The sequence below is a fragment of the Streptomyces sp. NPDC005281 genome (genome assembly GCF_040607495.1).
Classification (GTDB): domain Bacteria; phylum Actinomycetota; class Actinomycetes; order Streptomycetales; family Streptomycetaceae; genus Streptomyces.
This window is the reverse complement of sequence record NZ_JBEXGX010000019.1, coordinates 122209-136639: the sequence shown is the minus strand read 5'-3', so window position 1 is coordinate 136639 and position 14431 is coordinate 122209. Positions and strand designations below refer to the sequence as shown.

The window sequence follows — 14431 nt, the reverse complement described above, 5'->3', positions numbered from 1 at the left end:
ATGGGTACCGCGACCAAGGTCCCGGAGACCCGTGCCATGAGCGGCGACGAGCTCTCCGCCGACGAGGCCCTGGCGTCGCTGCGGCGGTACGGCGGCTGGCCCCTGGTGCGCGACGCGTTCATCCGGTTCCGCTACGCCGACGGGTTCAGCCATTCCCGAGCGCTCGCCCTCCAGACCGTGCTGGCCCTGATCCCGCTCGCCATCGCGTTCGTGGGCCTGTCCTCGGCGCTGCACACCGAGGACATCGGCAGAGTCGCCGAGCTGACGATCCGCCGGATCACCGCGGGTCCGAGCGCCGACGTCGTCGACGACGCGCTGCGCCGCAGCCGGCACACGGCGGGCGACGGGGCGCAGGTCGCCCTGTGGCTCGGACTGGCCTTCTCCCTGGTCAACGTGACCACCGCGATGTGCCAGATAGAGCGCGGCGCCAACCGCATCTACGGGAACGAGCGCGACCGCGTCTTCCACCGGAAGTATCTCCGCGGCCTGGTGATGTCCCTGAGCGCGGGAATCCCGCTCGGCCTCGGATTCGTCCTGATGGTGGCCGGCGGCGACCTGGCGTCCGCCGTCGTGACGGTCTACCACCTCGACGGAGCCGCCAAGACCGCCTGGGACGTACTGCGTTGGCCCTCCGGCCTCCTCCTCGCCCTCCTCTCGGCCAGCGCGATCTTCCGCCGCTCGCCCCGTCGTCGCCAGCCCGGCTACACCTGGCTGGCCTTCGGCGCCGCCGTGTACCTGGTCCTCTGGACGGCGCTGACCTGGCTGTTGAGCCTGTATCTCAGGGTCAGCGGCAACTTCGACACGGTCTACGGCCCCCTCAGCGCCTTCATGTCACTGCTTCTCTGGGCCTATCTGACCTCGATCGCCCTGTTCCTCGGACTGTCCTTCGCCGCGCAGCTGGAGGCTGCGCGCGCCCGGCGCCCCGGTCCGGTCCGACGAGACCCGGGGGTCTGAATGACGGCGCGCGCAACGGTCAAAGGCCTGCGGGACCGCCGCCGGGCGACGGCCGACCGTCGATTCGGTGCCCGGCTGCTCGGCTCGGCCGCGGCCGCCGCGATCACCGCGGTGCCGTTCGGCCTGCTCCTCGTCCTGATCGAGGGACAGTGGGGGCCCCTTCGCCGACTGGACGCGGGCGCGGCCCGCCGGCTGCACGGGACCGCCCTGGAGCATCCCGCCTGGACAAGTGTGCTGCGCTTCCTCTCCGACCGGGTCTGGGACCCGGTCACCTTGCGTACGGCTGTCGCGCTGCTGACCCTCTGGCTGGTGTACCGCCGGGCGTGGCGTCTGGCCGCGTGGTCCGCGGTGACGGCCGTGGCCGGTGGATTCATCGGGCTCCTGGTGAAGACGGTCGTCGAGCGGGCACGTCCGTCGCTGGAGGATCCGGTGGCGCGGGCGCCCGGGTTCTCTTTTCCGTCGGGGCACGCGATGACCGCGACCACCTCGTTCGCCGTCATGCTGCTGGTGCTGCTGCCTTTGGTGCCGCGCTCCTGGCGCCCGCTGTGCTGGGGCGCGGCAGTGCTGTCCGTCGTCGGCGTCGGCTTCACTCGCGTCGCGCTGGGCGTTCACTGGTTCAGTGATGTGCTGGGCGGCTGGCTGCTCGGTCTGACCGTCGTCGCCCTCACCGCCTGGGCGTTCGAGGCCTGGCGGGCCGACACGGGCAGGCCTCCTGCCGCCGTCGGCGAGGGTCTGGAGCCCGAACTCACCGAGGATCGACCGGAAGCGGGGACCTCGGCGTGAGGGGGCGTCCCGCGACACCAGCCCGGACAGGGCGCCGTCGTCGCCGCCCCGGCTCAGGGAGTCGATCAGGGCCTCGGGTCGCGGTGTCGAGCAGGCTCCGAGCGGTGCCTGGACGGTCGGTGCAGTAGGTCGGGTCGGCGTCGAGGCCCACTCCGGCTCCCGGAGCCGCCCTGAGGCTCACATGCTCCCTGTCTCCCCCACAGTTCGAGAGTCGGCGCCGGAAAGGGGAGACCTCGCCGCGACGCTTCCCCCGAACGGCCTGTGGGCCCATGGTGTTGAACCGGCGCGGACGGCACACAATGGCCCGGAACCGACCCGAGGAGCATTCATGATCTTCATTACCGTCAAGTTCCGCGTCCGCCCCGAGGACGCGGAGAAGTGGCCGGAAATCACCGCCGACTTCACGGCCGCCACCCGCGCCGAGCCCGGCTGCCTTTGGTTCGACTGGTCCCGGAGTCTCGACGACCCGACGGAGTACGTCCTGGTCGAGGCCTTCCGGGACGACGAGGCCGGGGCGTCCCACGTCCAGTCCGCGCACTTCAAGGCCGCTCAGCAGACCCTGCCCCGCCATCTGACCGCGACGCCGCGCATCGTGAACGTGAAGATCCCCCAGGACGACTGGTCCCTGCTGGGCGAGATGGTCGTCGAGGAACAGCCCTAGGCGTACCCCGTCGGGGCGGCACGGCGAGGAGCGGAGGGGTGGTCCGGCCTTAGGCGTTGAGGACGATCTTTCCCGCGACGGTGCCGGACTCGGCCAGGCGCAGTGCCGCGGCGGCCTCGGTCAGCGGCAGCCGGGCGGCGATCCTGGCGGTGACGTCACCGCGCTGGAGGGCGTCGAAGACCTGTCCGAGGTCGGCACGCAGCCGGGCCCGGAAGCGGTTGCGGGTCAGGGCCCGGCCGGCCCAGATGTTGAAGAAGTACGCGTGGCGGCCGTTGGGCAGGGTGTTCCACAGCCAGACCCGGCCGAGCAGTTTGAGCACGGGCCACTGCTTGGACCCGGTGTCGTCGCGGGTGGAGGCGCTGCCGTAGGAGACGAGCGTGCCGCCGGGGGCGAGCAGGTGCCAGGAGTCGACGGCGCTGCGGCCTCCGACGTGGTCGAACACGGCGTCGACGCCGCCGGGCGCGAGTTCTCGTACGCGTGCGGCCACGTCCTCGGTGCGGTAGTCGACGGGGACGACGCCTTGTTCCCGCAGGGCGTCGTGGTGGCGTGCCGAAGCCGTGCCGATCACCTTGGCGCCCGCGGCACGGGCGAGCTGGACCAGGACCGAACCGACGCCGCCGTTGGCGCCGTGCACGAGGACCGTCTGCCCGGCACGGACCCGCGCCCTGCGGTGCAGCATCTGCCAGGCCGTGATGCCGTTGACGACCACGGTCTCCGCCTCGGCCGCCCCGACCCCGTCGGGCACCGGTACGACGTCGGCCGCCTCCACCCGCACATGACTGGCCCAGCCGCCCACCTTGACCAGAGCGGCGACCCGGGTGCCTGACAGTCCCGGGTCGACTCCCGGGCCCGTGGTGAGAACCGTGCCGACCAGGTCGTAGCCGGGCACGAACGGGAACGGCGGCTGGTCGTAGTACCGACCGCGGCGCATCTGCTGTTCGGCGAAGGAGACGCCGGTCGCCTCCATCCGGACGACGACCTGGCCGGGGCCCGCCACGGGCACGGCGCCGGTCCGGATCTCCAGGCCCTCCGGCTCCACCTTGCCCGGCAGGACGACCTCGACGAGCCCTTCGGCGTTCATGACGACCTCCACTGCGCTCCGCGCGCTGACCGTTATTAACTATCGCTTTAGTTAGAAGCTATAACTCATGGGCGTGAACGTCAAGAGCTTTCGTTATAGGTTCTAACTGCGATGGCGCCGACATGCCGGGCGGGCCCGCGATCACCTCTGAGTGGAGCGCCGAAACAGCGGCCTACGGGGCCTACGCCGCTGGTTCGGCGCTCCACTCGATCTCCGGCGGCGTGACGCGGGCGCACCGCGGGTTGCCGTGTTCGTCGGTCAGGCCCAGGCGCCCGACGAGGACACCCTCGCGCGCTGCCGCTGCCAGGACGTCAAAAGGCACGGCGTCGAGCATGAGCTTGGCGCGGCGGAACATGCTGAAGACGCCCGCCTGATCGACGGTTCCCCACGACAGATAGACGAACCGATGACCCAGCCGGTCCTGCACGTAGGGACCCTTCACCTCGACCCCCTCCGGCGAGGGTGTCGCGGTGCATTCGAGGGTCCAGGTCGCGGACGCGCCGTCGCCCGGCTGGGGGTCGAGCAGCTCGGCCGGGCGGTCGCGCCGTTGCACGGCCACGTGGATGTTGTCGTACACCGAGACGGTGCGGCCCTCGGGGGCCGGGCACGTGAGGCCGGGCAGTTCAACGGCGTCGATACGGATGCGCATGCGGGCCATCATGCCGCCGAACCACCCGGCGGCGAGACTCGCGAGACGTGCCGCCGCACCCCGGACTCCGTGCCACCCCCGGACTCCATGCCTCACACCGAACAACGCGCCGCACACCGGACATCGCGCTGCGGACGCCGAACACCGCGCACCCAGGCGCCGGAGCCCGGAGACCACGGTGCCGGTGGCGGGTCTCAGCCGGACAGTGCCGCCGAGACCACCGCCTTCGCCTCGTCCTGCACCTGGCGCAGGTGATCGGTTCCGAGGAACGACTCCGCGTAGATCTTGTAGACGTCCTCGGTGCCCGACGGACGGGCCGCGAACCAGGCGTTCTCGGTGGTCACCTTGATGCCGCCGATGGGCGCGCCGTTGCCCGGCGCCTCGGTGAGGACCGCGGTGACGGTCTCGCCGGCGAGCGTGTCGGTGGTGATCTGCGCGGGCGAGAGCTTGGCCAGCAGGGCCTTCTCCTCGCGCGACGCGGGGGCGTCGATGCGCTCGTAGGCGGGCTCTCCGAAGCGCGAGGTGAGTCCGGCGTAGTGCTCGGAGGGCGTCTTCCCGGTCACGCCGGTGATCTCGGAGGCGAGCAGGGCGAGGATGATGCCGTCCTTGTCGGTGGTCCACACCGAGCCGTCGCGGCGCAGGAAGGACGCACCCGCCGACTCCTCCCCGCCGAACCCGAGGGAGCCGTCGACCAGCCCGTCCACGAACCACTTGAATCCGACGGGCACCTCGACCAGCCGGCGGCCGAGATCGTCGGCGACCCGGTCGATCATTCCGGACGACACCAGGGTCTTGCCGATACCGGTCCCGGCGGGCCACCGCTCCCGGTGGGAGTAGAGGTAGGCGATGGCGGCGGCGAGATAGTGGTTGGGGTTCATGAGTCCGCCGTCCGGCGTGACGATCCCGTGGCGGTCGGCGTCGGCGTCGTTGCCCGTGGAGATCTGGAAGCGGTCGCGCGTCTCGATGAGCGAGGCCATCGCGTAGGGCGAGGAGCAGTCCATCCGGATCTTGCCGTCCCAGTCCAGCGTCATGAATCGCCAGGTGGGGTCGGTGAGCGGATTGACCACGGTCAGGTCGAGCGCATGCACTTCGGCGATGCGCCCCCAGTAGGCGACCGAGGCCCCGCCCAGCGGGTCGGCGCCGATGCGGACCCCGGCCGCGCGAATCGCGTCCAGATCCAGCACCTGCGGAAGATCGGCCACATAGGTGCCGAGGAAGTCGTGGCGGCCGGTGCCGGGAGCGGCGAGCGCCCGGGCGTAGGGGATGCGCCGTACGTCCTTCAGGCCGTCCCTGATGAGTTCGTTGGCCCGGTCCTGGATCCAGGAGGTCGCCTCGGAGCCCGCGGGGCCGCCGTTCGGCGGGTTGTACTTGAAGCCGCCGTCGGCGGGCGGGTTGTGCGAGGGGGTGACCACCACACCGTCGGCGAGGCCCGAGGACCGGCCGCGGTTGTACGTGAGGATGGCGTGCGAGACCGCCGGAGTGGGCGTGTAGCCGTCCGCGCTGTCGAGGAGCACCGACACGTCGTTCGCCGCGAGCACCTCCAGGGCGGTGACCTTGGCGGGTTCCGAGAGCGCGTGGCTGTCCGCGCCGAGGAAGAGCGGGCCGTCGATGCCCTGGCCGTCGCGGTACTCGCAGATGGCCTGGCTCGTGGCGGCGATGTGGTCCTCGTTGAACGCGGTCGCCAGTGACGAACCGCGGTGCCCCGAGGTACCGAAGGAGACACGCTGGCCGGGTTCGGCCGGGTCGGGGTGGAGCGCGTAGTACGCGGTGACCAACCGGGCCACGTCGACGAGGTCCTCGGGGCCGGCCGGACGGCCCGCTCGCTCGTGCTGCATGTACCCGCACCTCCACGTCGGTGGTTCATCGCTGGTGGTCCCATCTTTCCCCACGGAGCCGCGCTGCGGCACTGTGCCGCCACCACGGCCGAAACCGTGCGCCGGACCGGGTCCTTCCGACGGGACGGCCGGACGGCCAGGCAGCCAGGCAGCCGGGCAGCCGGGGGGAGACGGCTACAGCGGCGCGGAGGTGCCTCGCCTTCAGCCGTAGCCCTCTTCCTCAGCGGGAGGCGGTCTGGGCGTGGGATTCCCCGCGGTCAGATGTTCGAGGACCTCCACCAGTTCCTGGCAGGCCAGTTCCACGGAACGCCTGGTGTTGCGCTGTTCAGTGATCACGGCGGACAGCAGGAGGGCGGTCAGGGCCATGGTTCCGTTGAAGGCCTGGAGTTTGATCATGACCTCGGTATGGCTCAGCCGGTAGAACGGACCGACGGCATCCGTGGCCGCGACGGTGGCCATGACGGAGGCGAAGAGGGCGCACACCAGGCTGCCCGCGAGCTCGAACCGCAGGGCCGCCCAGATCAGCAGCGGATAGATCAGGAACAGGACACTGATGGAACTGCGGGTGGCGATCGGCACCAGGATCACGGCCGCGACGAGGATCAGGGCGGCCTCCTTCCACCGTGTCAGGCTCAACGGGGTGCGTACGGCGTACAGCATCAAGATGATCGGCGTAATGATCAGGACGCCCATCGCGTCACCGACCCACCACGCCAGCCAGACCGGCCAGAAATCGCCCAGGGCGAGTTTGTCCGTGACCACCAGCAGGCCGACGTCCACGGTCGCGCTGATCGTCATGGCGCCCAGGGCCGCCAGGAACACCAGGGCGAGTCCGTCGCGGAACCGGCTGAGATCGGTGCGGAAGTGCACGGCGACCAGAAGGAGGTACGCGCAGACGGGGGCGACGGTGTTGCCCGCGACGATGCCGGTCGCGGAGGGCTGGAGCGTGGAGAACGAGGAGAGGGACAGGACGACGAGCAGGGCGCCGATCGCGATCCCGAGCCATGCCCGGATCCCCAGGATCAGCAGGGCGGCGACGGCCACGCCTGTGGGCGGCCAGATGGGCGTGAACACCGCTCCTTCGACAGTGAGCCGCCGCATGAGTCCCAGCCGCCCCGCTCCGTAGTAGCAGGCGGCGATCACCAGCGTCTGAAGAGCCAAGACGGCCGGTCGGCGCATCTCCTGTGTAGCCACCACAGAGCCATCAGACACCGCCCGGGCCCCGTCGGCGAGGCGAGCGCCCGCCTCCGCGCCGCGGGTGGGGGCAGGCTCGTCACGGGAGCCGGAGGGTCGGCGCGCCGTGGCGGACCACGAGCACGGCCGCGTCGTCTTCGTGCCCCACGCGCTCGGCGCCCTTGATCACCGCGGCGGCCAGCGACCCGGCCGACAGGCCCGCGACGGCGGCGATTCCGGCGAGCCGTACGACCTGGTCGAGCCCTTCGTCCACGTTCATCGCAGGACCCTCGACGACGCCGTCGGTCAGCAGGACGAAGACTCCGCCGGTGGTCAGCAGGTGCCGGGTCACCGGGTACCGCAGCCCGGCCTCGATGCCGAGCGGCGGTCCCCCTTCGTCCTCGGTGATGCCGGACTTCCCGTCCGCCGACGCCCAGACGCACGGTATGTGCCCGGCCCGCGCGCTCTCCAGCATGCCGGTGGCCGGGTCGAGCCGCATGAAGGTGCAGGTCGCGAAGAGATCGGAGCCGATGGACAGGATGAGGTCGTTGGTCCGGGCCAGGAGCTCTCCGGGTTCGCTCGTGACGGAGGCGAGGGCCCGCAGACCGACCCTGACCTGTCCCATGAACGCGGCGGCCTCGATGTTGTGGCCCTGCACGTCGCCGATGGACAGGCCGATACGGTCGTCGGGCAGCCGGAAGGCGTCGTACCAGTCCCCGCCCACGTTGAGGCCGAAGCAGGCCGGCGCGTACTGGACGGCCACGTCGAATCCCGGGGCCGAGGGCAGGTCGCCCGGGAGCATGCCCCGTTGCAGCGCGATGGCCAGCTCGACCTGTGAGCGCTGGAACTCCGCGCGTTCACGTGCCTGGGAGGTCAGCGATCCGAGCCTGGTGAGCAGCTCGTCGTCGTCGCCCGTCGGCAGCTTGCGGGACATCGACCACCCCGGAGGAAAAGCCGTAGATGAAATAAATGTCAAGAAAACGCCACTATCGGATGATAGCGAGCAAGGGGGCAGGACCCGACATCGGCGGGACCGGGTCCGTCGCGCCGGGGCCCGGGGCGCGGCCGGCGGAGGCCGTCGCCGATCGGGTCGGGCATGCGCCGCCGCACGGACGACGCCTCCGCGGGGCGGCTCTCCTCCGGCGTCAGACGGTCGTGTGGGGCAGGCGGCGGTCCAGCCAGCGCGGCAGCCACCAGTTCGCCCGCCCCATGAGGAACATGAGGGACGGCACCAGGACGAGGCGTACGACGGTGGCGTCGAGGACGACACTGACGGCGAGGCCGAGGGCGAGCATCTTCACCACCACGGCCGGTGAGCCGGTGAACGAGAGGAACACGGCCGTCATGATGAGCGCGGCGCAGGTGATGACCCGTCCCGTGAGCGCGAGTCCGGTGCCGACCGCCCGCTCGTTGTCGCGGGTCGCGCGCCATTCCTCGGCGATGCGCGAGAGCAGGAAGATCTCGTAGTCCATCGACAGGCCGAAGACGATGGCGAACATCATCATCGGCACGTAGGACTCGATGGGCACGGGCTCGCCCAGGCCGAGCAGGCGATCGCCCCAGCCCCACTGGAAGACGGCGACCAGGACGCCGTACGACGCCGCGGTCGTGAGCAGGTTCAGGGCGACCGCCTTGAGCGGGATGACCAGACTGCGGAAGACGACCGTCAGAAGCAGGAACGCGGCGACGAGCACGATGCCGATGATGAGGGGCAGGCGTTCGCCGACGGTGTCACGGAACTCGATCTGACCCGCGGTGCTGCCGGTCAAGTACCCTCTCGCGCCGGTGCCTTCGAGTGCGTCGGGCACGGCGGTGTCGGTGAGATCGGCGAACAGGGCCGCCGTCCCGGCCGATTGGGGGCCGGTGGTGGGGACGACGGTGGTCACGAGGACCTCGCCGTCCGGGCCGGTACGCGGTGGGGTGACGTGGGCGACGCCGTGCGTCTTCGTCAGTACGTCGGTGAGCCGGTCCGCGATCCGGTCGGCGGTCACGGTCGCGTGGGCGAGGTCGACGACCAGGGTGAAGGGGCCGTTGACACCCGGCCCGAATCCGGGACCACCCGCGTGGGCCGTCCAGTCGTAGGCCTCGCGGGTGGTGCTGCCCGCCGGATCCGCGCCGTCGTCGATGTGCCCGAGGCGCATCGAGAACAGCGGTATCGCGCAGAGGGCGACGAGGGTGAAACCGGCGGTGAAGAACCTCCACGGGTGCCGGGCGACCAGGCGTGCGTAGCGGTGCCATCCGTCGTGGTGACCGGCGCTCTCGGCGACCGGCGTGCGCCGGACACGGAGTACGTCGACACGGCGGCCCACGAGCCCCATGGCCGCGGGCACCAGAGTGAGCGCGGCGGCGGCCGTGACCACCACCGCGATGGTCGCGGCGAGACCCAGCCGCCCGATCATGGTCAGTCCGCACGCGTACAGGCTGAGCAGGGCCACGGCCACCGTGACGGCGGCGACCAGAACGGCCTTGCCGCTGACGGCGGTCGTACGGCCCACCGCCGTCCGGGGATCGTCCCCGTCGATCAGGTACTGGCGGAATCGTGTGATCAGGAAGAGCGCGTAGTCGATGCCACGCCGAGCCCGATCATCGTGGCCAGGGTGGGTGCCGAGGTGGCGAAGGTCAGAGTGCCGGCCACGACGCCGACCACCCCGAGACCCACGCCGACACTGATCAGGGCGGTGACCAGGGGCATGAGGGCGGCTGCCACGCTGCCGAAGGCGAGCAGCAGCACGATCAGCGCGGCGCCGACGCCGGTGGCCTCGGCGACGGCGTCGTCGGCGGGGGCGCGCACGATGTCGTGCAGATCGCCTCCGTAGCCGACGCCGATTCCGGCGTCCCTGGCGGGAGCCGTCGCCGTGTCGAGGCGGTCGGTGTAGCCGTGGCCGAGGGCTTTGAGCTTCTGGTCGAAGGACACCGCGGTGTACGCCGTCGCACCGTCGGAGCTGGTCACCGGCGCGGCGACGGCGGTGACATGGGGCAGGTCCTTCAGAAGGGCGAGGCTCGTCTCCAGTGCGGCGGCGTGGTCGGACGCCTTGCCCGAGCCCACATGGAAGACCACCTTCCCGCCGGCCGCGCCCGCGGCCGGGTCCGACTTCTCCAGCAGGTCCGCGCCGGTGCCCGTCTGGCTTCCGGGAAGGCTGACCTGGTCGCCGAAGGTCGCTCCGACCGCGTGCCGGCCCGCGAACGCGGCCGCCAGCACCAGCAGCCAGACGGCGATCACCCACACGGGGTGCCGGGCGCAGAAGGCGCCCGTGCGGTGCAGCGCGGGCGGGCGCGGCGCGACGGGAAGAGGCGCCGGGGCAAGCGAAGCAGGGGGAAGGGACACCGAGCCTCCAGAAGAAGTGGCAGGACTGCCACAACTTAACCGGGAAGATGGCAGTGGCGTCAATTGACAGTCATGCCATTTTTATCGAGGCAGCCCGAAGAGCCCCAACGAGACCGGGACGCCCCGAGGCGACCCAGGCAACCGAAGCGACCGAGGCACCCTGAGGCAACCGAGGCAAACCGAGGCAGTCTGAGGCGACCCGAAGTCGCCCCACGCCCCGGTGAACCGCCGACGAATGGGCCGACGGCGGTCAGCCGCCGGCCCAACAGCGCGGTGGAATAACGACGTTCAGCCGCCGACCCAACAGCCCGGTGGATTACCGACGTTCAACCGCCGGCCCAACGGCGCCGTGGAGCACCGGCGGTCAGCTGTCCGCCCGCCCCCGCCCCGACGCGCAGACGGACGCCGCACGCGCCGTCGTCACCGCCCGCTCCCCACCGGCGGCGGCCACCTTGAAGTCCAGGACCAGACCGGCGCTCTCGGCGTGGGCGCCGACGAGCGTGGTGCCCTGCGGGAGCTTCTGGATGTCGATGGTGCGCGGCTTGAGCTTCGCGGAGAGTGCAGCGGCGCCCGGCAGCGCGGAGAGCTCCGACACCGGCACCTCGCGGCCGAGTATCAGGACGCTCGCGGGGGTGATGGTGAGGCTGTGGGACGTGGTGGACAGCCCGGTGACCACCGTGACGGGCAGGCCGGCACCGCCCGCCGCGCCCGTGAGCGTGAGGCGGGTACCGTCCGTGCCCGTCTTCAGCCCGCCCGCGCCGGAGCCGCTCCGCACACCCTCGCTCCGGTCCAGGGCGTCGTAGGCGATGGTGGCGGTGGCGGTCCCGCCCGAGGTGGCGCCGCCGGTCGACACGTCACGCAGGTGGACGTCGACGTCCATGTCGGTGCCCTGACGGCGCACGCCCTCGGCGCTGACATGGACGGCGCCGACCGTGCCGGTGAGCGCCTCGAGTCCGGCGAGGGTGTCGTCGAGGTCGACCTGTACCCCTTCGGCCGCGCCGAGACGGCACGCGGCGGTCTTCGCGACCCGCCCCCGCACCTGGTGTTCCACGACGAGGTCGGTGGTCACGGCAGCCGCGACCACGGCGGTCAGGCATATGGCGGTGAGGGCGACGCGACGGCGATGGCTCACGAGGAGGTGGCTCCGATCATGGTCAGGAAGGTGAACGCCTGCGGGAGCAGCCGGTCGGGTTCCACGGGGACTCCGGCCGTACGGCGGTCGCGCAGGGTGCGCAGGACGGCGCGCGCGGCCGACAGCGCGCAGTTGGCGATCACGGCGGCCTGGAGGTCGGCGTCCGGCGCGTCAGCCGGGAGGCGCTCAAGGACGAGTGCGGTCAGGCGGGCCTCGAACTGCTGGAACTGCCGGGACAGGCCCTCACGCGCCTGTTCGCGGATCTCGCCGAGCGGATGGGCCAGCGCGGTCAGACTGCTGGAGGCGAAGTAGGAGACCGCGTCGGTGATGGCGCCGCAGGCCGCTTCCAGCGGGGTGTCACCGTCCGGCCGGGCCAGGAAGGCCTCCTCTATGCGCGCGAAGAGCTCGATCCCGTCCGGGAGAAGCAGGGCTTCCTTGCTGTCGAAGTAGCGGAAGAACGTCCGCTCCGACACGTTCGCCTCCGCGGCGATGTCGGCCACCGTCGTCTGCGCGAAACCCCGCTCGGCGAAGAGCCGTCCGGCGGCCTCACGCAGTCCGCGCCGGGTCTCTTCCTTCTTCCGCTCACGCAGACCGGGCCTCTCGGTTCTCTCTGGCATGGTGACACCCTCACCACTGGCGCCGGGTCTGTCAATTGTCACCCCTGCCATTTCGCCGGCGTGCGGGAGCCGCATCTGCCCCGTCCCGTCATCCGAGCGCCGTAGCCGGGTGATACCTCGGTACTACGCGCCTCACCTGAACCGAGCTCTGCGGTACCACGGATCCGGGACAGACATCTCCTAGCGTGGTTGGTGAGCAGTTCAGGTGGGGGGCCTGCCCCCGAAAGCAAGGGAACTTCGATGATCGAGGCACATCAGCTGACGAAGCGGTACGGGGAGAAGACGGCGGTGGACCAGCTGGACTTCGTCGTGAAGCCCGGCACCGTCACCGGCTTCCTGGGCCCGAACGGCGCAGGCAAGTCCACGACCATGCGCATGATCGTCGGCCTGGACGCGCCGAGCAGTGGCAACGTCACGGTCAACGGCAAGCACTACGCCCAGCACACCGCACCGCTCCAGGAGGTCGGCGCGCTGCTGGAGGCCAAGTCGATCCACCCGGGCCGTTCCGCCTTCGACCACCTCATGGCCCAGGCCTACACCCACGGCATTCCGCGCCGCCGGGTGGAGGAGGTCATCGAGCTGACGGGCCTCCAGTCGGTGGCCAAGAAGCGCGCGGGAGCCTTCTCCCTCGGCATGGGCCAGCGTCTGGGCATCGCCGCGGCGCTCCTCGGCGACCCGGCCACCATCATGCTCGACGAACCGGTCAACGGACTGGACCCCGAGGGCGTGCTGTGGATCCGCAACCTGCTGACCGGGCTCGCGGCGGACGGCCGTACGGTCTTCGTCTCCTCGCACCTGATGAGCGAGATGGCGCTGGTCGCCGACCACCTGATCGTCGTCGGACGAGGACGTCTGCTGGCGGACACCACCGTGCGCGATCTCGTCCAGCAGGCCGGCGGTGACACCGTCACCGTGGCGACCGACCAGGCGTCCAGGCTGCGCGAGGTGCTGGCCGGACCCGGCGTCGAGATCACCGGCGCGGCCGGATCCGAAGAGCTCCAGGTGACGGGTCTGACCCCGCGGGCGATCGGCCTCAAGGCCGCCGAGCACGGCATCCCGCTGTTCGAGCTGACCTCGCGGACCGTCTCGCTCGAAGAGGCGTTCATGGAGCTGACCCGCGACGCCGTCGAGTACCACGCCAGCGTCACCGTCGAGGCCCCTGGGAGGGCGGCATGAGCACCGTCACCGTCACCGACAGCCCCGCGCCCGCACCCGTACAAGCGGCCCGTCCTGCGTACAAGGTCACCGGACGCCGTGTGCTGCGCTCCGAGTGGGCGAAGCTGTGGTCCCTGCGTTCCACCTGGATCACCCTCGGCCTCGGGCTGCTGTTCCTCGTCGCCTTCGGCGTGATCGCCGCCGCGCACTACAAGTCCGAGCTCAACTCCGGGCGTCCCATGCACCGGGACGACGTCGCGGCCACCGCGCTCAGCCTCTCCGTGTTCGGTACGAACTTCGCGCAGCTGGCACTCGGCGTGCTGGGCGTGCTGATCACCGCGGGCGAGTACTCGACCGGCATGATCCGTTCCACCCTGGCCGCCGTGCCGCGCCGCCTGCCGGTGCTGTGGTCCAAGGCCTCGGTGTTCGGCCTGGTCGCGCTGGTCGTCGCCACCGTCGGCGTCTTCGTCGCCTTCACGATCGACAGCGGCATCGTCTCGGGCACGCCCGCGGCGCTGACCATGTCCCACTCCGGCGTGGTCCGCAGCCTGCTGGGCGCCGGCCTCTACCTCGGTCTGGTCGGCGTGATCGGCACCGCCCTGGGCGCCCTGCTCCGCTCGGTCGCCGGCGGCATCTCGGTCCTGGTGGCCTCGCTGATGCTGGTGCCCGGCCTGATCTCGCTGCTGCCCAGCTCGTGGCAGGACAACATCAGCCCGTACCTGCCGAGCAACGCGGGCGAGTCCATGTTCGCCCTGACCCACGACTCGACCTCGCTGTCACCCACCGCCGGTCTCGTGGTCTTCCTCGGCTGGACCGTGCTCGCGCTGGCGGGTGCCGCCTACCGTCTCGTCCGCACGGACGCCTGACACACCGCACGCCGGACCCCGCGTCCGATGTCCCACGACGGCACGGCACCCGACCGGATCACCGGTCCGGTGCCGTGCCGTCCGGGCACCGGCGCCGGGCACCGCATAGAACCCGTGGTGCCACCCCTACGAGGAAGCCCGCAGCCGCGTACGAGGACGCGGCGGACCCACAATGGACAGGTGAGACCCATGAGCGCGGA

The 14431-nt window shown here is 71.1% G+C and carries 13 protein-coding genes and 1 pseudogene; 5 read left to right on the top strand and 9 right to left on the bottom strand.

The genetic code is table 11. From position 1 onward, the window contains the following. The 3 genes from ABZV42_RS25985 (at position 1) to ABZV42_RS25975 (ending at position 2398) form a co-directional block, all read left to right on the top strand. Entirely contained in the window at positions 1–954 is a 954-nt protein-coding gene (locus ABZV42_RS25985; RefSeq protein ID WP_356053738.1) for a YihY/virulence factor BrkB family protein, read from the top strand. After that, positions 955–1737 (top strand): phosphatase PAP2 family protein, encoded by a 783-nt coding sequence (locus ABZV42_RS25980; protein WP_356053736.1) that lies wholly within the window; start codon positions 955–957, stop codon positions 1735–1737. It begins immediately after the preceding gene. A gap of 328 nt (positions 1738–2065) precedes the next feature. Continuing rightward, positions 2066–2398, top strand: coding sequence for a putative quinol monooxygenase (locus ABZV42_RS25975; protein WP_355990279.1), 333 nt, complete (start codon positions 2066–2068; stop codon positions 2396–2398). A gap of 49 nt (positions 2399–2447) precedes the next feature. Here the strand turns inward: ABZV42_RS25975 and ABZV42_RS25970 are convergent, their stop codons facing one another. From ABZV42_RS25970 to ABZV42_RS25930, 9 genes and pseudogenes are all read right to left on the bottom strand, one after another. After that, on the bottom strand, positions 2448–3479 hold the full coding sequence (locus ABZV42_RS25970) for a medium chain dehydrogenase/reductase family protein (protein WP_355990277.1): 1032 nt from the start codon (positions 3477–3479) through the stop codon (positions 2448–2450). A 181-nt stretch (positions 3480–3660) separates the two neighbouring features. Continuing rightward, a complete protein-coding gene (locus ABZV42_RS25965; protein ID WP_355987949.1) occupies positions 3661–4128 on the bottom strand; it encodes a DUF5990 family protein in 468 nt (155 codons plus the stop codon). 194 nt (positions 4129–4322) lie between these two features. Then, the gene (pgm, locus tag ABZV42_RS25960) at positions 4323–5963 is read right to left on the bottom strand and encodes a phosphoglucomutase (alpha-D-glucose-1,6-bisphosphate-dependent) (protein ID WP_356053734.1); all 1641 of its coding nucleotides are present in this window, start codon (positions 5961–5963) and stop codon (positions 4323–4325) included. A 201-nt stretch (positions 5964–6164) separates the two neighbouring features. Further along, complete coding sequence (locus ABZV42_RS25955; protein WP_355987953.1) at positions 6165–7160, bottom strand: MASE1 domain-containing protein; 996 nt, start codon at positions 7158–7160, stop codon at positions 6165–6167. Between the two features lie 76 nt (positions 7161–7236). Further along, entirely contained in the window at positions 7237–8070 is an 834-nt protein-coding gene (locus tag ABZV42_RS25950; RefSeq protein WP_355987955.1) for a PP2C family protein-serine/threonine phosphatase, read from the bottom strand. A gap of 211 nt (positions 8071–8281) precedes the next feature. Then, positions 8282–9277, bottom strand: a complete 996-nt coding sequence (locus ABZV42_RS25945) for an MMPL family transporter (RefSeq protein ID WP_356053793.1) — start codon at positions 9275–9277, stop codon at positions 8282–8284. 120 nt (positions 9278–9397) lie between these two features. Next, positions 9398–10182, bottom strand: a pseudogene (locus ABZV42_RS25940) (MMPL family transporter); the annotation flags it as partial. Positions 10183–10825: 643 nt separating this feature from the next. Then, positions 10826–11593: an LmeA family phospholipid-binding protein gene (locus ABZV42_RS25935; RefSeq protein ID WP_355987959.1), complete on the bottom strand. Its 768-nt coding sequence runs from the start codon at positions 11591–11593 to the stop codon at positions 10826–10828. Further along, a complete protein-coding gene (locus ABZV42_RS25930; protein WP_355987961.1) occupies positions 11590–12210 on the bottom strand; it encodes a TetR family transcriptional regulator in 621 nt (206 codons plus the stop codon). Before ABZV42_RS25930 ends, ABZV42_RS25935 begins: the two co-directional genes overlap by 4 nt. Positions 12211–12450: 240 nt before the next feature. Here ABZV42_RS25930 and ABZV42_RS25925 point away from each other — a divergent pair, with 240 nt between their 5' ends. Both ABZV42_RS25925 and ABZV42_RS25920 read left to right on the top strand, forming a co-directional pair. Beyond that, positions 12451–13386, top strand: coding sequence for an ATP-binding cassette domain-containing protein (locus tag ABZV42_RS25925; protein ID WP_355987963.1), 936 nt, complete (start codon positions 12451–12453; stop codon positions 13384–13386). Further along, positions 13383–14231, top strand: coding sequence for an ABC transporter permease (locus ABZV42_RS25920; protein ID WP_355987965.1), 849 nt, complete (start codon positions 13383–13385; stop codon positions 14229–14231). The genes ABZV42_RS25925 and ABZV42_RS25920 overlap by 4 nt, the downstream gene beginning before the upstream one ends. The last annotated feature ends 200 nt before the right edge of the window (positions 14232–14431 follow it).